The organism is Pseudidiomarina aestuarii, assembly GCF_048263735.1.
GTDB lineage: Bacteria > Pseudomonadota > Gammaproteobacteria > Enterobacterales > Alteromonadaceae > Pseudidiomarina > Pseudidiomarina aestuarii_B.
Window position 1 is genome coordinate 674908 of sequence record NZ_JBLXDX010000001.1, and the last position, 18589, is coordinate 693496.

An 18589-nucleotide genomic window follows, 5' to 3' on the forward strand; every position below is an offset into this window, starting at 1 on the left:
TTTAGGCATTTTACACACGCTTTCTTATTGGGAGGAGCACAGCAATGCTGCATAACAAACTACAGAAATCGCTGATTGCCAGTGCAGTACTCGGAGCTATCGTATCAGCTCCAGTGATGGCCGATGAAGGTCCAACTTGGAAATTTAGTGGTTACGTCAAACTTGACGCGTTCGCATCCGACTATGGCGATGGCACTGCGCCAGCAAGTGGCTTTATTGGTCGTCAGTTTTATATTCCCAGCACCACTCCGGTCGGAGGCCAAGGTGATGATCCAGTCACTGACGTTCATGCTCGCCAGTCACGCTTCTTCTTTGACGTGAACCAGAAGCTAGATAATGGCAAAGACATCAGCGCGCGTATCGAAATCGACTTCCTGACCGTACCAGTTGGCGACGAACGTATTACCAATTCCTATGCGCCTCGCCTACGCCAAGCCTATATTAAGTATGACAATTGGTTGATTGGTCAAGCATGGTCGAACTTTCAAGACTTAAGCATTTTGCCTGAGTCTGTCGACTTTGTTGGTGCTACCGACGGTATGATCTTCATGCGTCAGCCACAAGTCCGTTACACCTCAGGTTCGTGGAGTTTCTCACTAGAAAACCCAGAAACCACAGTCACGCCAAACGGTGGTGGCGGTCGCATCACCTCGAGTGATGGTTTAATGCCAGATTTTACCGCTAAATACAGTGGCAAGTCCGGCAACCTAAGCTACAGCGTTGCTGGTTTAGTGCGTCAATTAGCGTACGACGTTGATGGTGACGGTAGTGACGAAACTGCTGGCGGCTTTGGCGTAAATTTCGCGGCCAAGTACGTACTGGGTAATGGCAACGACATTCGCTTCTCGGCCTCAACGGGCTCCGGCTTTGGTCGCTATCTAGGCTTAAACACCTTTAATGGTGCGGTAATTGATGCCAATGGTGATCTCGAAGCTATCGACAGTCAAGGTATCACCTTCGCCTATCGGCATCAGTGGAACGAAAAAACGCGTAGTAACTTCGTTTACAGCCGTGGTTGGGCAGATAACGATTCTGGGCTGCTTGGCACCGCTGTCACCAAGTCCACGCAACGCATTGGCTTCAACGTGATGCATTCACCAGCTAAAAATGTCACCTTCGGCGCTGAGCTTTCACAAGCAACACGTGAAATCGAGTCTGGCGTAGATGGGGATATGACACGGCTGCACTTCATGGCGATGTACAGCTTCTAACTTGGAGTGAATGGTGAACAGTGAATGGTGAACGGAAAAACACTCTGTTCACCTTTTTTTTGTGTGTTCACTATGTTTCTGTTTGCCTGTTTACTATTACCTATTCACTTTTCACCGTACTTTACAGATCTTCCTTCGCGGTGGGGCGGCCGAAGTAGTAACCTTGCATGTAGTTACACCCTAACTCAGTTACGAATTCGGCTTGTTGGGTGGTTTCGACGCCCTCTGCAACAACTGCAAAATCGAGTGATTGCGCTATTTTGATGACACTGCTGACGAGCACTCGGTCGCTCTTGTGGGTTCGAATTCCTTGAATAAAGCTACGGTCTATTTTTACTTTATCCATTGGCAAGCGCTTCAAATAACTGAGCGATGAGAATCCAGTGCCAAAGTCATCTAAAGCAATAGAGAACTGCTGTTGGCGTAAGCGATTTAATACGGCTATAGCGTAGTCGGTATTCTCCATCAAAATACTTTCGGTCAATTCCAGCTCAATCCACTCTGGCTTGCAGCCAGTTTCTGCCAACGTTTGCTCTAAATGGTCTGCGAATTCAGACCGATTAAAGTGCAAGGTTGATAAGTTGACTGAAATTTTCCGCGGTCCTTCTTTCTGAAACTCAACCGCATCCGTAAAGGCCTGTCGAAATACCCACTCACTCAGTGGAATAATTTGTCCGGTCATTTCTGCGAGCGGAATGAATTCACTTGGCGGCACAAACTTCCCAGGTTCACGTTCCCAACGCAGAAGCGCCTCATAACCAACCACCTGCAAATCATTACAACGTACAATCGGTTGATAGTGCAGACGTAATTGCTGCTTCTCAATAGCTTCTTGCAAGCTGCTGCGCATGGCTGCCGATGACTTAAATTGCAGCGACATGCTGTCTTGATACACCTGCACGTGGTTATGGCCCAAACGTTTTGCTTGGTGCATGGCCATGTCAGCGCGTTGTACCAGTTCTAACGGCGCGTATTGGTCACTGGTTTGGTGTGCTACGCCGATACTCGCTGTTAAGTAAATTTTGTGCTGCATGATGCGGTAGGGTTGTGCAACCGCACTCAAAATACGTTGTGTCAGTGCGTTTACCGCATCGGTATCATGATGCAGGTGTTCAGCGACCAGCAGGAATTCATCACCACCAAATCGCGCCAATTGTGCGCGGCCACCCACCACATTTTCGAGACGTTGGGCGAGTAATTGCAATAACCGGTCACCCACCTGTAAGCCTAAACTGTCATTGATCAGGGTAAACCCATCTAAATCAATAAACATCACCGTCAACTGCCGCGACTGATTAAAGCGCTCGTTCAGGTGTCGTTCTATGGTGGTACGGTTGAATAAACCCGTTAGGGCATCGTGCTCGGCTTGAAACTTTAATTGCCGACCTTGCGACATGAGCGTGCGGTTGCGTTCAATGGTCAACGACACCAACATCACCAAGCCAATACCCGCAATGGCTACCAGTACTTGTAGGTTCGCCATCGCTTGCATATCAGTGAGGTCAATCATGTAAGCAACAATGGGGGTGCCGGCACTGTATGGCGTATTCAGCGCATCACCGTGCAGAAAAATGGCTTGCTCACGAATGCGTTCTAACTCGTCAGTACTGACCCACTCACCATACTTATTCATCAAATAAGCGTACGACACTTCTGTGTAAGTCATAATCGGCGAGTTCGTTTGCGCGACCTGAGCTGCCAGCATAGTAGGCACATCAATAACCGTGACCAGTGAAAACCACGGCGAATACCCTTCCGTTTCCTGGAAACGCACCGGCTGACGAATCATTAACATCGCGCCTTCTTGCGTGTACTCAGGCGCAGGCACCAGCAATTGCAGCGGTTCTGGAAATTCTTGTAAACGTGCCTGCAAATTCGCATCAGCAAAAATCAGGTGCTGATAACTCATGTCCTCAGACTCAGCAATCTCCCAAACGGGCTGCCCCGCGGAGGTCAATAATATAAAGCTTTCAATAAACTCGACATCCTGCAGCAGTCCCGCGATGTCTTCTCGCATGAGCGCATCATGTTCTTCGTACGGGTAGCTTTGCCAACGATTCGCCATCCGCTCCAACATAGTAATAGTCGCTATTCCAGCTAGACGCCGATTTGCATTCAAACTATCTGCTGCTTGTTGCCCCTGCGTACGAAGACCTGACATTTCACTGTGGAACATCGCTACGCTGACCACGAGAACGGCCACTAAGCCGACACTCGCAATCACGGTAGTCATAGGAGCAACAGCGCGCGGCACTCGATTTGAGTCCACACCTAAATTGATAAGGGCAACACCCGCGAGTAATAAGACAATACAGGCTATCAAGCTGCCGGTGGGGTGACGCGCGACAAAAGGTTCGTCCAAAGCATAATGAAGTAGAAGCAAGACTAAGGCAGCGATAACGAGCACCACACCATAGGCAAGCTGTAACCGCATCAACAACGGTGCTTTCGGACGCGCAACCAGCCACGCACCGACTCCTATAAAGCCAATATAAATAGCGCTATGAATGCGGGTATCAAAAGAATCGAGATAGCTACCTAAGCAACCATCCACCGACGCAGCTATGACTAGGACACCGAGTAGACGTGGTCCGACAGAATGCCAGCGTTGTATTCGGCTCACGTATGCGAGTAAGGCAGCACCGGTTGCGATGACACTGACCAATAATGATGAGCTAACGGAGTGATAAATAAGTTGTTGAGTGGGCTCACCCAAACGGTAAACCAATATGGCGAGGCCAGAGATCGTTAAAGCGAGTGCCACTATGGTGTGAAGCACCGCACGCACCTGATGATCAACTAGGGCCAACTGCATACCAATCTGTCCTCAGCAAAATATTTTTTATAGTTATTATGCGAGTCAGTATAACCACAGAGAATTTGTGGTGGCTAGTGTTTGTTCAGCGGAAAACAATCCGCATTCGGGTGAGGCTACTTGGAAAGCAATAAAATACGCAGTTTTTGGAGGATTCCGATATCTCGTCTGACCATCCATTCAGTACCATTACGGTCACGAAATACAGCATGAGTAAGCACTGGCGTGCGCCCTAATTCCGTTTCGATGACACGCATTGCGTCGCGATTCGATTGTTGCACAGGAATAACTAACTCAGACAACGTTTCCTGCCCATTAAATAATGTGATTTTTCGTGGCCGATTCGTTACTTGCCTTGCGCTTTCCGTGTTCATGGCTTTCCAAATTCCTTGTTGATGCAAAATAAGCTAAGCATCAGGGGTTTAGCAGTTCGAGAGCTCTTTACAATTTACAGAAAGTAAACACGTGCGTCTATACGTTTACTTAACAGTTTACGCTGCTAAAAATCATATTTTGTTGTAAATATTTTTGTAGAATCGCTTGAATGCAAGCTATTTGCGATCGACTTCATAGTATTGCCCGTATAAATAGGCGAAAATTCAGACAACGACTTTAACTTATAGATCGGAGAAAACCATGTCTACGTGTAAGCTTTTCGCAGTACTGATCGCTTCTGGCATCTTAGCCGCCTGCAGCAACACCTACAGCCCTGAAGTCACAGGCGAAACCTCAGCGGCAATTAACTACCGCAGTGTTCAGGTAGTCGAACGAGCTCCGGTCGACGCTGAGGAAGTTGCGAAACTATCCACCAACTACGCAATGGCAATTCGCAGCAGCACCGATGAGAAGCTCGAAGATGCCATTGAACGCTTACGTCTACAAGCCGCTAACCTCGGCGCTAACATTCTCGTTATCGACGAAATCAAAGATCGTCGCACCAGTGGTACCATCATTGCCGGCGCACTCGACGGTCAAGTCAATACCGCAGTCCCGGCGGCACCATACCAAGAAGTCTTCGCAACGGCCTACCGGGTAAAAGACTAGTGAACAGAGAATGGTGAACAGTAAACGGAATAAAAATGGTGAACAGAGTTGGTTTTCTGTTCACAGTTCACCGTTAACTATTCACTTTCATTGGAGGGGGTTTCGCTCCCCTGCGTATATAGTGTTAGGTCAGAACCAGAAGCGGAATCCAGTACCTCCATGCAACGTCAACCCGTCTATTCACGGCAGCAAGCTAGCCATAAACTCATCGAGCGTTTGCTTGCTGAGCATGATATTGCTTTACGCCGATTTATCCGGGTTCGGCTTGGTGCGCAGCAAGACTGTGATGACGTATTGCAAGAGGTCTATGTTCGCTTAAGTCAAATCGACGATTTACCCGAGAAGCTGGCCGATAGACTCGATACCGCGAGGAATTATCTGATGCAAATTGCCAGCAACCTACTCATTGACCGCGCGCGGCGGGCGCAAGTTCGACATGCAGAGAAACACATCTCAACCGATGATGTAGAGACCTACAGCACCCTCAATGCACCTGACCGTGACCTGCACAATAAACGTCAACTGCAACAAGTCGAAGCCGCGCTAGCAAAAATTAAATCGGTGCATCGCCAAGCCTTTTTACTGCATCGTGTTGAAGGTCTAAGCTATCGTGAAATTGGTGACCAACTCGGTATTTCGGTTAGCACCGTCGAAAAATATATCTCCTCCGCATTGCTGGCTGTGCGCCAAGCCTTGCTGAGTGACGCGGAGGCACACTCATGAGTTCAACGAAATTAATCCAAGCTCAAGCGGCACGATTTGTGACACGGCTCTACTCTGGTGAACTCACTGCTCGTGAAGAACGCCAGTTACAACAATGGCGCGAACAGTCTCCTCAGCATGAGGCTGAGTTTCAAGCCATGTTGGCGACCTGGGATATCACTGGCAGCCTCTTCCAAAATCCGCAACAGCGGCGTCAACCTGGTGTGCGCCGAGGTTGGTGGGCGGTTGCCGCAAGTATCGCCTTAGTTGGTGTGCTCGGCTGGCAACTTTGGCATTCGCCTGACCCAGCAGTCCCCGCGCAAGCAACACCAACAATGGTTGCTGAGACCAAGGTCAAGCAGCCCATCGTTGAAACGCCTGCGCTGTTTCGTATTACCGAGCGCAAGCTTGAGGCAGCGACTGCACATTATCAAACCGAAGTTGGCGAAGTCTCCCATGTCACGCTAACAGATGGCTCCGTGTTGTCGTTGAACACCGATACGGAAGTGGCGGTGACGCTTACTGCCAATTTGCGCCAAGTCGAGCTCATTCGCGGCGAAGCCTTTTTCAATGTCGCGAGGGACGAGAATCGCCCTTTCCAAATTGATACAGGCCGCAAAATTATTGAAGTCTTGGGCACACAATTCAATGTGCGTAAGCGCGCTGATGAGACCGTCGTCAAAGTGTCTGTATTGGAGGGCAAAGTCGCAGTGCGCACCACCAAGGCTGCAACGGTGACCGAGCCAACCAATCCACCCGAAGAGGATACGACGCTGCTGTTAGCTGGAGACATTGGCTCATACAGTGAATCCTCCGAAGTGGTAACGCAAAACCAGACACAAGCCGTGTCTAGCGCCCAAAGCTGGCGACGTGGTGTGTTTCGCTTTGATGATGAACCGCTCGAACATGTCATCCGTGAGTTTAATCGTTATCGCGAACGCAAAATTGTGATTGCCGATACAAGCGTTGCAGAACTGCGAATCAGTGGCGTGTTTCATCTCAAAAATGGCGACAATATTCTGACCGCTCTCGAGAGTACTTTGCCGGTGCAGTTCGATCGCCAGCAACAGCAAGTCGTTGCCAAACGCCGCTAATCCCTTTTGAGTCCGTAATGCCCTCCTCGCAAAATAGTGAGGAGGAATTCTAACGGCACTGCGTATATAGCTGTAGACCAATAACAACAACAGGAACGTCTCATGAAGTCGACTACCCATCGCCTCAGCTATCTGACATGCTGTACTCTGCTTGCACTCAGTGCCGAAACGCTCACAATGAGCCCTAGTTATGCGGCACCACAGGCCCAAACTACTGCAGCCACAGCTCAATATGACATCCCTGCACAAGCAACCAGTGCAACTTTATTAGAAGTTGCCGAACAAGCCAGTGTACAAATCATTTTTACGCCGCAAGCCACCCGCGGACAGAACTCGCCAGCCGTTTCCGGCAATCTGACACCGCTCGCCGCTATCCAGCAAGCCCTAGCAGGAACTGAATTAGCTGTCGAAGAACAAGGTGCTGGCACTTTCGTGGTCACCCGCGTTCAACAGCAATCGAGCAATCGTATTCAGCAGAGTTTTGACAATAGCTTGGGAAACGCTGAAGGGGAACGCGACCAAGATGTTGAGCGTATCCAAGTTGTGGGCTCTAACATAATTGGTGCGCGCGCAGCCGGAAATCTCCCCGTTACCATTCTGAACGCCGAAGATATCGAAAATACGGGTGCTGTGACCGGTGACGAATTACTGCGCTCGATTCCGCAGGTTGGCGACATCAGCTTTAATAATGAGCGCACCATTGGTGGTGTGAATGATGCCCGCGGAGACGTTGCATCTATTAACCTACGGGGCATCGGTACAGGTAATACACTCACCTTGTTGAATGGTCGCCGGTTAGTGCTGCACCCAGGTACGCAAACCGAAAGTTTTGTTCCCGTTACTACCGTGAACTCTAATACGCTGCCAGTAGCTGGATTACGCCGTTTAGAAGTACTCCGTGACGGAGCGGCAGCTATTTACGGCACCGATGCAGTGGCTGGTGTTATCAACTATGTGTTGAAAGATAATGTTGAGCGCAGCAACCTGAATGTGACCTATGGCGCGTCCGAAGGCACATCGCTCGATCAATTGAATATCAACGGATCGACTGGCTTCGCATTTAACGATGACAAGGGTCATTTAACCCTATCAGCCGCATTGTACAGCCGCGGCGAATTACCTGCGAATGAGCGCTACTACTCACGCAGTAATGATCTCCGTGAAGCGCGCGGCATTCCTGAAGGTTTTATTGGTGATTCGCAATTACGAAATACGTCGTTGTCATCGCCATGGGGTATCTTCCAAACCGACTCATTGGGCACCTTTCATGTTCAGCCGAACACTATGTCAGGCTGCGTCGTCCAAATTGATGATGAAGTGTGCGCCGACCAAGGTTCGTTGTCAGATAATATGCGCTACGACCCATCGCTTGAAGATCAAAGCATGACCTCAGCCGTGGACCGAATGAACTTCTTCGCGCACGTGACGCACGAAGTAACCGACTCTATGGAGTTCTTCGGCGAGGCCCTCTATTACAGAGCCGAATCTGAGCGTCGTCGTGAGCAAAACGCGAACCTCACCGCACAGCGCTTTACGATTAATGCTAATGCTGCCTTCAACCCATTTGGCGAGGAAGTTTTACTGCGCAACTATCGGCCTGTTGATGTTGGCCCACGGCGTATTGAAGTAGAAGACACCAGCTATCGTTTATTGGCCGGTCTACGCGGCTTTAATGGCATGTGGGATTGGGAAAGTGCGGTCCTCTATTCGCGCGCCGATACCTTAGATATGGCCTACAACCGCGTTGATTTGAATGCGTTCCGCGCCGCTATCAACCAAACCGATCCAAACTTAGCTTACAACCCATTCTTAGGTGGTGACCCAGCCAACTTAACCACAGGTGTGGCACGACGCAATAATGAAGCCGTGATTGCCGGCATTGTCACGGATGTGTCTCGTGAGAGTGAATCAGAACTCGCTTTGTGGGATTTTCGCATCTCGAATCCAGCCATTATGAGTTGGTATGCAGGTGATATTGGTTTAGCTGCTGGTGTTGAATTCCGTCACGAAGGTTATGCTGATGACCGTGACTCGTTGCTTGATGGTTCGACGCCGTTTGTCGACAGTGCAATCGGCGAAATCATCAATGATTCTTCCGTACAAGGCAGCAGCGCAACCCCTGATTCCAGTGGTAGTCGTAATGTGGCTTCTGCTTATGCAGAGCTATTAGTACCGCTCTATCACACAGTCGATATGCAATTAGCCTTACGTCACGAACGCTTCTCAGATGTGGGTAGTGTCACCAAGCCGAAAATTGCCCTAAGCTGGTTACCGAGCGACATGGTGCAGTTCCGTGCGGCCTACTCCGGTGGCTTCCGTGCACCGAACCTACCTCAGGTAGTCGAACAAGGTGTAACGCGTTCCAATACTCGTGATGATCCTGTTACTGGTCAACGCTACAGTATCGCTGAAGTTCGTGGTGGTAATGCCACACTCGAGCCAGAAGAAAGTGAAACCCTAAGCTATGGTGTGGCGTTTGCGCCAACCACCAACTTATTGATTACCGTGGATTGGTGGAACATCGAGCAAGACGGCGTTGTCGGCATCCTCAACAGCCAGACGCATTTGTTGTATGACTCGCTACTACGCTCGCAAGGCACGCGTAACGAAGCTGTCGTCCGTAACGACGAACTTGAAGTGGTTTTTGTCGAAAATACCTACAATAACCTCGACGTTCGAGAAATTTCAGGTATGGACATCAGTGTGAATTACGACCTCGACACAGACCTGGGTCGCTTTGATTTTGGTATCAATGCAGCGAACTTACGCAAGTTTATCCAAACGCCTGACCCAATCAGTCAAATCGTGTTAGATGCGCAAGCCGCCGGTGACCCATCGGTCCCCATCGACATCAGTGTGGTCGGTGCCGGTGACTTATTAGCACAGAACGGCAACCCTGAATGGCGCGGAAATGCCAGTGTGAACTGGCGCTGGAACCAATGGGGAGCGGGCTTACGTTACAACTACGTACATGATTTTATGGAAACCAGCGTGACCGATTCTGAGGGCAACATGATGCCGATTCAAAATTGGGAAACCGCCGATATGTTCGTAGATTATCGCTTCAATGCGGGCGTCCTCGACAACTCACGGCTACGTTTTGGTATCCGTAATATCGCCGATAAAGCGCCGCCAACAGCGGACGAAAGCTTCGGTTACTTCTCGAATGTCCATTCGAATCGTGGTCGCTACTACTACGCTAGCTGGTCATGGACGTTCTAATGCAATCGCTTCTCAGAACTCTCCCCTGGGTAGGTTGGGTCGCGGCGGTGATGCTCTTTGCATCACCGTCGTCGGCTGCAGCCGCAACTTGTGAATTTGAGCAAGTACATTTTAATGCTGAGTTTCCTAGTGCGCGTTTAGATGCGTGCGAACAACTCAGCGAACGTGAGTACTTACTTACGGTTGCTCCCGAAAATAAGCCTATCAATCCCAGTCCGTGGTATGCGTTTCGTGCCGAAAGCCAGAGCGACCAGCCGTTAGAGTTGCGTGTGATTGTGCGCTCTGCTCATGGCAAAGCACGATATACCCCAAAAGCATCGATTGATAAGCGGACTTGGGCGGAAATTCCACATACTTTCAATGATGACCGCGTTGCCTTTGCGTTGACGCTGCAACCTGAAGCGCCGCTGTACATTGCCGGTCAGGAGATTATCGATAATCGCAGTTATACCCGTTGGTTAGCTTCATTGGTGAACCGATTTGAGTCACTCGAACTGTCCAGTATTGGACAATCAACTCAGAACCGCCCTCTGCCGGCGCTGATCCATCGTGCTACGGATAGCAAAGTGTGGTTTGTGATTATTGGGCGTCAACATCCACCCGAAATAACTGGTGCGCTGGCTCTCATGCATTTCAGCGAAACTTTGTTTGCCGCTGAGGAGTTAGCTCCGTTGCGCGCTCAATACAATATTTTGTTGGTCCCGAATATGAATCCCGATGGCGTGCATGCAGGCAATTGGCGTCACACCACTACGGGTTTAGATATGAACCGAGACTGGAAAAATCGTACTCAACCCGAAACTCAAGCACTGCATGCGTTTTTACAAGAACGCGTGAGTGCCGGTGAGCGGATCTGGTTTGCGCTCGACTTCCACTCCACCTACCGCAATGTCTACTACACCATGCCAAGCGACTACGTACGGGTGAATGGTCAGCCATTGGCAGAGCCGCAGTTGGTCGATAATTGGCTAGCGCGCCTAGCCAGCGTCATCGACTATGGCGTTGAGAATAAACCGGGGCATAATGCAGATAGCGGTGTGTTCAAACAGTACATCGCCGATGAATATGGTGTACATGCAGTCACCTACGAAGTGGGCGACCGCACTGACCGCAACGAAATAGCGGTGACCGCACGTGCTGCAGCGCTAGCACTAAGATCCAGTGAATAGTTAATGGTGAATAGATAATCGCAAAAACGGTGAGGTGGCCTCGATTCGGTTTTGCGAGTAACTAATAACTAGTAGCCATTAGCTAAAAGGCCAATAGCGGATTTCTTACTCCAATTGAAAATTGTAAATTGCTCACCTTTCGACTAGAATCGTTACCTAATAGGTAACGGTTTTACGAGGCAACGGATATGCCCATCTATTCATTCTCGAATGAGGTCCTCGAGGCCTTTTTCTGCGGCTATAGAAATGACATCGGATTCAGTTTCTCGGACGATATATTGAGTCATCTACGAGTATCTCTAGACATTCTGGACGCAGCATCGCGAGTTGAAGACTTGGAACTGATTCCAAGCGTTTGGAATGTAGATAACCGCAATTGGGAATTTTACGTCGGTGCTAATGCTTTAGAGTCAAATATAACCATCACGTTTGATTTCAACGAGCGTCTGGACAAATCGAGAGTCGAGAATGTGAATTTGCACATCATAACGTAGTGGAGGATTTACATGCGTTTGCAGATGAATCGGGTACCAACGCATCCGGGTACTGTCTTGCTAGAAAGAATCCTGAAACCTCGTCAATTATCGCTGCAGAAAGCCGCGGTTAATTTGGGCGTGTCCGCAAAACACTTGTCAGAAATAACTCGAGCCATGAAGCCAGTAACGCCTTCTATGGCCTATAGAATAGAGCTGGCAACTGGCTTTAGTGCGGAAATGTTTCTCAGAATGCAGATAAAGCACGACCTGTATCAACTTCGACAACAGCACTTCGACGATGTGACAGCTATTACCTAGAGAACAGTGAACAGTGAACAGTGAACAGTGAACAGTGAACAGTGAACAGTGAACAGTGAACAGATAATCGCAAAGATCGTCAGGTGCTCGTAGCGTTATTTGAATTCGCGGATGTGGAACCAGAGGTTGAATGCCCACTTAATACCTTTCACGACCGGTGTGCCCGCGTGTAGGCTTTGCTTGTGGATATCCGTTGTGCCTTTGTAGACGTTATCGAAAATCAGCAGTCGGCCAGTTTTCGGAACCACGTTGATATTGAGGTGAGGAAAAGCTGTAGAGCCACCAGCTTCAACATCGTTTAAGTAGCCCAACACAGTGACCAGACGCTGACCACCGCGCGCAGTGCAACGTTGCCCGCGTTCGGTGCTGAGGTCGTAGGCATCGAAATGCGCACGATATTCTTGGGTCGGTCCGTAGCGAATCACTTGAAATGACTCGGCATGGCTGACTGGCATCGCAATAAACTTCGCGACACGGTCCGCCAAATTAGAAGTGATGATACTTTTATCGTGTTTAACCCAGCATAGACTGTTGGTACGTGCGTCTGAAATCGAGCCTTCTTTATCGTCACTGACTCGAGCGCGTTCCATGCCGTTTTCTGCTAACTGAATAATGTGTTTTGCTTCGGACTCGCTGAAAAAGTTCTCGACCACTTGCACGCGTGGATCTTCGCACAGCGTGTACACATCATAGTTGGGGGCTGCGGATGCAAACATAATGGGATTTAACCTCGTTCATCACTGTGTTGCCAGAGCAAATCATTGATTCTTTCTTCGGTCGGCGCGTAACCCGCCGGAGCAGCTAAAATGGTAGCTCGCAAACGCTCAATTGCAAAGGTATTGCAGTGCTCATCAAGTGCGGTCAGCAGTGTATCGATTTCTGGCCATGATAGGCAAGTCTCATTCGCTCGCATGATGCGCGGATGGTCGCATTTTTCCACATTGTCCCCAATGAGTAACTCTTCATAGAGTTTTTCGCCCGGCCGCAACCCAGTATACACAATTTCGATATCACCCAGTGGATTTTCTTCTGTGCGAAGTTCGAGACCTGACAGTCGAATCATCTTCTTCGCCATATCAATAATTTTAACTGGCTCCCCCATATCGAGCACAAACACCGCACCCGAATTACCCATGGTGCTAGCCTGAATAACTAGCTGTGCCGCTTCGGGAATAGTCATGAAGTAACGCGTGATATCAGGATGAGTCACTGTAATAGGGCCGCCCTGCTCAATCTGCCGTTTGAACAGCGGCACTACCGAACCCGATGACCCCAGTACATTACCAAAGCGCACCATACAGATCTGCATCTGGATATCGCGTTGCGCCATACCCTGCAACACCAGCTCAGCAATGCGCTTAGTGGCACCCATCACATTTGTTGGACGCACCGCTTTGTCGGTTGAAATCAACACAAATTGCTCGACACCGGCCGCGATAGCCGCTTCAGCCGTATGCCAAGTACCAAATACGTTGTTGCGCACTCCTTCAACCATGTTGAACTCAACGAGAGGAACATGTTTATAAGCAGCGGCATGGAATACTGTGTTTACTTTAAATGAACGCATCACACGTTCGATGCGATTACGGCGCTGGACCGTACCAATAATGGGATAAATCTCTACTTTTTGGCCAAAGCGCGCACACAATTCGCGCAACTCAGCTTCAATGGCGTACAAGTTATATTCGGAAATATCGTAAAGCACGACTTTAGTTGGCTTAAGATAAACAATTTGTCGGCATAACTCAGAACCAATAGAACCGCCGGCACCGGTAATCAGAACCACCTTGCCGCGAATATGCTTTTGCATGAGTATTGGGTCGGGCTCCACCGGATCACGCCCCAATAGGTCTTCAATATTGACGTCACGCAGTTCATCAATGCCCATCTCACCATTGACCATATCGGCCATACCCGGAATGGTCTGAATTTTGACGTTAAAGCCCTGCAAACTCTCTAGAATTTGCCGACGGACATTACGACTACTACTTGGCAATGCCAACAATATGCGGCTGATCTGACTTTTGCTAATGATGCTGTCAATTTGACTGGGGTCAATAACAGCGAGGCCCAGCAAAGTAGAGCGCTGCAACGTTGTATCGTCATCAATAAAAGCAATCGGATGAAATTGCTCGCCATTGAATAAAGCTTGTGCCAATTGTCGACCTGCGGAGCCAGCGCCGTAAATCAACACCGTTTCTTTCCGACGCGTGACTAAGCGCTGATAAAGTTCACGCATGGCAACACGCGCACCACCAATCAGGAGTAATGAAATAAGGGAGAAGTTAATAATCGCGTTGGCAGGGAGCCGTAAATTCAGGACGAATAGGCCTAATACTAGTATTAAGGTGGAGAACAAAACCCCCACTAACACTTGCAACAGCGCACGGGTAGACACGTAGCGCACCACCGCACGGTATAAACCTAACTTAATAAATACCAATGTAGAGGTAAGTGCAATGACCAAATAAAGCAGTAGCCATAAACCCCAAGCTGGCGGGATACGCGGGCCAAACTCAAGTCCGTAAGCCATCATGAGCGCAAACAAGAGCACCGAAACGTCGATTGCTACCGACACGATTCGCTTAATGGAACGAGGTAACTGTAACAACCCGAGCAATAAATTCACGCGCACAACATCCTGCTGACTAATCCCTAAACGAGCTCGCAATTGAGCGCCTCTGCGTATTTCTTTGGTTAGTATGCGTATCGTGAGTAGTTCACGACAAGCTTATAACGCAGTCGTTACCGAAATTTTACACTTGTCGTTATTGAATACAACCTTAAACTTTGCCAGCTTATGCTCCGCCATTGAATTTAACGGTATAACGCATTGAGCTAAAACAAAAAAGCCTATCACTTTTTGAGTAATAGGCTCCTTACCTGCAGTTCGTTCCAGTTAGATGACGAGTCCCTGTTTACTGCAATACCAGGAATAGTCTCTCATTTTCAGCTACCACGGCATAAATTTGTTCACCCGATTGCACCTGTACATCAAAAACGCCGAACCGATTACTAAACTGAATGCGATGATCTGGCGGTGCAAACCCCATAAATGAAGTTCCTCCACCTTGATGACGAGTTACCATCGACAATTGAAAATCAGCACGTTTATTTGGCATCGGAATCGATACCAACTCACCCACCATGATTGCCTCAAGTACCGCCTCGTTAATCACCACTTCTGCAACCCGCTGCGATGTTTGCGATGTATCCGCTAACCTTGTTAGTGACCACAAATCGTCCGCTACAACAGAACTGGAAAACATGAGTGCAACTATGCCGGTAAAACGCAGAGTAAAACTCCTCAACGTCATACGAGCTTCCTTTTAGCCACAACATGAGTCTTTGTTTTACAACGAAATTACAATCGAATCAATCTTAATTAACTAGATATAGATCATATAAAAATACGGACTTTTTGTTATAACACTTGTTAAAATTAGTCCGAATTTCAGGTTGTGATTTGCTCAGAATTTGGGCTAAATAAAAGAGGCTGTTTCTTATCAGAAATGTCTGTCTAAAATGTCTGTCTCCGAACTTCTAACTTAGCCGGCAATGTCACCATTGCCGGCCTTTTTTATTGCTACCACTTCACATCAGAGCCAATTCCCGATATAACAACTGACAGATTAAGACTTTAATAATTCTGGGGATCACATGCTGAACCGGATCAGCCGTTCCGCCGCTGTTGCTATGTACTTAAGTATCGCTTGCCTGTTCTTGTTGGTGGGTAGCATTGGTGTGGCTGAGTTTTGGCTGTGGGGTGATGCGCTTATCATGCCGGTTCTCCCCATTTTCACGAGTGTCACAACACTTTTTCTCGGTGCTGGATTACTGGCGCTATTTTATGAGAAAAATCGATTACTGATTCTTTGTGCAGTTGGGTTGGTGGGCTTTATCACGTACATGCTCATTCAAATATGGGCAACAGGTTCTGGCGGTTTGGTCAGCGTGCCTTTGCTACTGACTCTGACATTGATTACGTTGACGGCGTCATGCTTCTTTGTGCCAGTTAACACACCTTGGGGACGCAAATTATGGCAGTACACGGCCGCTGCAGCTATGCTCGGATTACTCGCCATGCAAACCCTGTTTTGGTTTCCTGACCTCGCCGCAACTATATCCACGCTTACCCCATCACCTATTGCTTCTGCAGATAGGGAACTAAAAACCAGTAATCCAAATGCAATGTCGATTGTCGGTGTCTGTATTTTTCTCGGTGCTCTGGCTCTCTTTTTGCGCTTACGTTTACCTGAAAAGTCACGCTATGCACCGAAGAAAATACTCACTGGTGCGCTACTGTTTTTGGTTGTTGGGGTACTCGTCTGGTATGTCATTACCGCACAAACTATCCGTCTTTATACGCAAGAAACTGAAGTGCGCATAGATGAAATAGCGACGAGCATTGATGATCGCATGAGTATGAATGAACATGCCTTTATGCGCATACAGAAACGTTTAGAGTCCATGTACGAGCCTTTCTTTCCCAAAGGCTATGAACAAGATCTAACCCAGTTTGTTATCGATTTCGATGCCGTCAGTGGCATCCTCATATTCAATGATCAACAAGAAGTGTTGATGCACATTGGCGAAGGCAAAAACTACCTCGAAAACGGCTACCTATCGAGCGACTCGTTGCGAGCATGGTTGAATAGCGGCTTTACTTCGCTATCACGCGCCATTATTGCGCGATCACTCGCTGAAGCTAAGCCCAAAATGATCGTCGCATTACCCATAATGCGTGATGACAAACGTCACTCGATTTTGTTCTTTCTCGATATTCGCGAGATAGTACAGGTCCCGCAAAGCGTTCACTCGGTACCGTTGCATACCTTTTTAGCAGTTTCACCCACCCTGTTCTTACCAATGGATGGTGGCGACTTAACCGCTGTATCTGACGTTGAAATAGCGCAACGCTATCAGCACGGCATTTCGCGCGAAAAGTCTATCCTGAATTCCGCTGACCCCGGCATGTTTTATAGTTATGTTGCCGATTACTCAGCGCTGTTTAACAACGCTCAACTGAATCAAATGCTGTTGTGGTTCACCATCGCGTTTTGCGCCACTTTGATCTTCGCATCCGATAACAGTCGCCGCCTGCGTATTGAAAAGCAACGCATCAGCGACATTGCCCGCTTTGATGACATTACCGGGCTCCTGCGTCGAGACGCCTTCCACGATGACATTATTGCGGTCGGTGCCTGTAAAGAAGGCGCGAAACGCTCGAACGCGATTATCTTTATCGACTTGGACGGCTTTAAACCGCTCAACGACAGCTTCGGTCACGAGCATGGCGATAAAGTGTTAGCCGAAGTCGGTGCTCGAATTAAGAAATCCTTACCGCCCTCGGCGCAAATTGCCCGCTTTGGTGCTGACGAATTTATCGTGCATGTGCGCAATACCAATCGCGAACAGCTCGACGTCCTCGCCATGATGCTGATCAAACGCATTCGCATGCCGTACTTGGTGAATGGGTTCGAAGCGTTTGTATCTGCCAGTATTGGTATCGCCGAATCAGAACGTGGCGACATTGACCCGAAACAGTTGGTGCAACTGGCTGACGTAGCCATGTCAGAATCCAAAAATGCGGGAGGCAATACCTATCGCTATTTTGTGGACGATATGGCAGAGAACTATCGCCGTACCTTTATGATGCGCAATCAGTTGCAGGCGGTGCTCGATAAAAACGGCCTCGAAGTTTATTACCAGCCGGTTATTGATGTCGCTTCAGGTGAGATGGTTGGTGTTGAGAGCTTGGTGCGCTGGCAGCAAGATGGCGAGTTTATGCCGCCAGCCTTATTTATCCCGATAGCCGAGCAAAGTGGCCAAATAATCCAAGTGGGTGAGCAGGTGCTACACCACGTATTTCGAGATATTCAGAAGACACCGCTACTGCAACAACTGCAAGTGTCGGTAAATGTCTCCTCACAACAATTAAAACGGTACGACTTCGCGCATTTCCTCGGTAGCTGTTTGCGCAATTACAGTGTTGACCCTCAACTGTTGTGTTTAGAACTCACCGAAAGCGGCATGTTTGAGCAACAAAAATCAGCTGAGTCATTGTTAGAGCGTCTACGTGCACTGGGTTGCCAATTAGCTATCGATGACTTCGGTACGGGCTTCTCAAACCTGTCCTACTTAAACACCTTGCCAGTCAATATCATCAAAATTGACCGCGCTTTCACCCGTGACCTCGACATCAATGAACGTCAACGCACCTTGGTCGGCAGTATCATCAGTATCTGTAAACAACTCGACCAAATGGTCGTTGTTGAAGGTATCGAAACCAAAGAACAAGTCGACATGTTCACTTCACTCGGCTGCGATCGCATGCAGGGCTACTACTTCGCGCGCCCAATGCCACTCGCCGACCTCCTCAACTACGCCAACCGCGATAGTAAAGTGCTTTAGGCCTATAGTTTAAATGTAGGCGACTGACACTTTTAGTCGCTTATTAGTCGGAATTTGTTGAACGATATTATCGATTCGATAAATTTAAAATATTGATTTTAAATATACTTAATAAGATATCGGC

At 48.6% G+C, this 18589-nt stretch carries 13 protein-coding genes; 8 read left to right on the forward strand and 5 right to left on the reverse strand.

Going from position 1 to position 18589, the window contains the following annotated elements; genetic code table 11:
* Positions 1-26: 26 nt before the first annotated feature.
* Positions 27-1211 carry a DcaP family trimeric outer membrane transporter gene (locus ACN0S4_RS03150; RefSeq protein ID WP_417656557.1) on the forward strand — a complete coding sequence of 395 codons (1185 nt, stop codon included), beginning with the start codon at positions 27-29 and terminating at the stop codon, positions 1209-1211.
* 121 nt (positions 1212-1332) lie between these two features.
* Here ACN0S4_RS03150 and ACN0S4_RS03155 read toward each other — a convergent pair whose 3' ends face one another.
* Entirely contained in the window at positions 1333-4026 is a 2694-nt protein-coding gene (locus ACN0S4_RS03155; RefSeq protein ID WP_417656259.1) for a putative bifunctional diguanylate cyclase/phosphodiesterase, read from the reverse strand.
* A 116-nt stretch (positions 4027-4142) separates the two neighbouring features.
* Entirely contained in the window at positions 4143-4400 is a 258-nt protein-coding gene (locus tag ACN0S4_RS03160; RefSeq protein WP_417656260.1) for a hypothetical protein, read from the reverse strand.
* Positions 4401-4662: 262 nt separating this feature from the next.
* On the opposite strand from ACN0S4_RS03160, the gene ACN0S4_RS03165 reads away from it, so the two are divergent.
* The 6 genes from ACN0S4_RS03165 to ACN0S4_RS03190 all read left to right on the forward strand — a co-directional run bounded on the left by ACN0S4_RS03165 (position 4663) and on the right by ACN0S4_RS03190 (position 12051).
* Positions 4663-5070 carry a hypothetical protein gene (locus ACN0S4_RS03165; protein WP_417656261.1) on the forward strand — a complete coding sequence of 136 codons (408 nt, stop codon included), beginning with the start codon at positions 4663-4665 and terminating at the stop codon, positions 5068-5070.
* Positions 5071-5229: 159 nt separating this feature from the next.
* A complete protein-coding gene (locus ACN0S4_RS03170; RefSeq protein WP_417656262.1) occupies positions 5230-5793 on the forward strand; it encodes an RNA polymerase sigma factor in 564 nt (187 codons plus the stop codon).
* On the forward strand, positions 5790-6866 hold the full coding sequence (locus tag ACN0S4_RS03175; protein WP_417656263.1) for a FecR domain-containing protein: 1077 nt from the start codon (positions 5790-5792) through the stop codon (positions 6864-6866). Before ACN0S4_RS03170 ends, ACN0S4_RS03175 begins: the two co-directional genes overlap by 4 nt.
* Positions 6867-6968: 102 nt before the next feature.
* On the forward strand, positions 6969-10088 hold the full coding sequence (locus tag ACN0S4_RS03180) for a TonB-dependent receptor (protein ID WP_417656264.1): 3120 nt from the start codon (positions 6969-6971) through the stop codon (positions 10086-10088).
* Positions 10088-11257 carry a M14-type cytosolic carboxypeptidase gene (locus ACN0S4_RS03185; RefSeq protein WP_417656265.1) on the forward strand — a complete coding sequence of 390 codons (1170 nt, stop codon included), beginning with the start codon at positions 10088-10090 and terminating at the stop codon, positions 11255-11257. The genes ACN0S4_RS03180 and ACN0S4_RS03185 overlap by 1 nt, the downstream gene beginning before the upstream one ends.
* 506 nt (positions 11258-11763) lie before the next feature.
* A complete protein-coding gene (locus tag ACN0S4_RS03190; RefSeq protein WP_417656266.1) occupies positions 11764-12051 on the forward strand; it encodes a HigA family addiction module antitoxin in 288 nt (95 codons plus the stop codon).
* Between the two features lie 95 nt (positions 12052-12146).
* Here the strand turns inward: ACN0S4_RS03190 and ACN0S4_RS03195 are convergent, their stop codons facing one another.
* The 3 genes from ACN0S4_RS03195 to ACN0S4_RS03205 form a co-directional block, all read right to left on the reverse strand.
* The gene (locus ACN0S4_RS03195; RefSeq protein WP_417656267.1) at positions 12147-12767 is read right to left on the reverse strand and encodes a 2OG-Fe(II) oxygenase; all 621 of its coding nucleotides are present in this window, start codon (positions 12765-12767) and stop codon (positions 12147-12149) included.
* An 8-nt stretch (positions 12768-12775) separates the two neighbouring features.
* Positions 12776-14722 (reverse strand): polysaccharide biosynthesis protein, encoded by a 1947-nt coding sequence (locus tag ACN0S4_RS03200; protein WP_417656268.1) that lies wholly within the window; start codon positions 14720-14722, stop codon positions 12776-12778.
* A 247-nt stretch (positions 14723-14969) separates the two neighbouring features.
* On the reverse strand, positions 14970-15368 hold the full coding sequence (locus ACN0S4_RS03205) for a hypothetical protein (RefSeq protein WP_417656269.1): 399 nt from the start codon (positions 15366-15368) through the stop codon (positions 14970-14972).
* A gap of 343 nt (positions 15369-15711) precedes the next feature.
* Between ACN0S4_RS03205 and ACN0S4_RS03210 the strand changes: the two genes are divergently transcribed.
* Entirely contained in the window at positions 15712-18465 is a 2754-nt protein-coding gene (locus ACN0S4_RS03210; protein WP_417656270.1) for a putative bifunctional diguanylate cyclase/phosphodiesterase, read from the forward strand.
* Positions 18466-18589: the final 124 nt, after the last annotated feature.

Excerpts from the sequence above, each read along its gene's own strand:
- ACN0S4_RS03180 (WP_417656264.1), top strand. The coding sequence starts at position 6,969 with ATGAAGTCGACTACCCATCGCCTCAGCTATCTGACATGCTGTACTCTG.
- ACN0S4_RS03195 (WP_417656267.1), bottom strand. The coding sequence starts at position 12,767 with ATGTTTGCATCCGCAGCCCCCAACTATGATGTGTACACGCTGTGCGAA.
- ACN0S4_RS03170 (WP_417656262.1), top strand. The coding sequence starts at position 5,230 with ATGCAACGTCAACCCGTCTATTCACGGCAGCAAGCTAGCCATAAACTC.
- ACN0S4_RS03210 (WP_417656270.1), top strand. The coding sequence starts at position 15,712 with ATGCTGAACCGGATCAGCCGTTCCGCCGCTGTTGCTATGTACTTAAGT.
- ACN0S4_RS03185 (WP_417656265.1), top strand. The coding sequence starts at position 10,088 with ATGCAATCGCTTCTCAGAACTCTCCCCTGGGTAGGTTGGGTCGCGGCG.
- ACN0S4_RS03165 (WP_417656261.1), top strand. The coding sequence starts at position 4,663 with ATGTCTACGTGTAAGCTTTTCGCAGTACTGATCGCTTCTGGCATCTTA.
- ACN0S4_RS03205 (WP_417656269.1), bottom strand. The coding sequence starts at position 15,368 with ATGACGTTGAGGAGTTTTACTCTGCGTTTTACCGGCATAGTTGCACTC.
- ACN0S4_RS03155 (WP_417656259.1), bottom strand. The coding sequence starts at position 4,026 with ATGCAGTTGGCCCTAGTTGATCATCAGGTGCGTGCGGTGCTTCACACC.
- ACN0S4_RS03190 (WP_417656266.1), top strand. The coding sequence starts at position 11,764 with ATGCGTTTGCAGATGAATCGGGTACCAACGCATCCGGGTACTGTCTTG.
- ACN0S4_RS03160 (WP_417656260.1), bottom strand. The coding sequence starts at position 4,400 with ATGAACACGGAAAGCGCAAGGCAAGTAACGAATCGGCCACGAAAAATC.
- ACN0S4_RS03175 (WP_417656263.1), top strand. The coding sequence starts at position 5,790 with ATGAGTTCAACGAAATTAATCCAAGCTCAAGCGGCACGATTTGTGACA.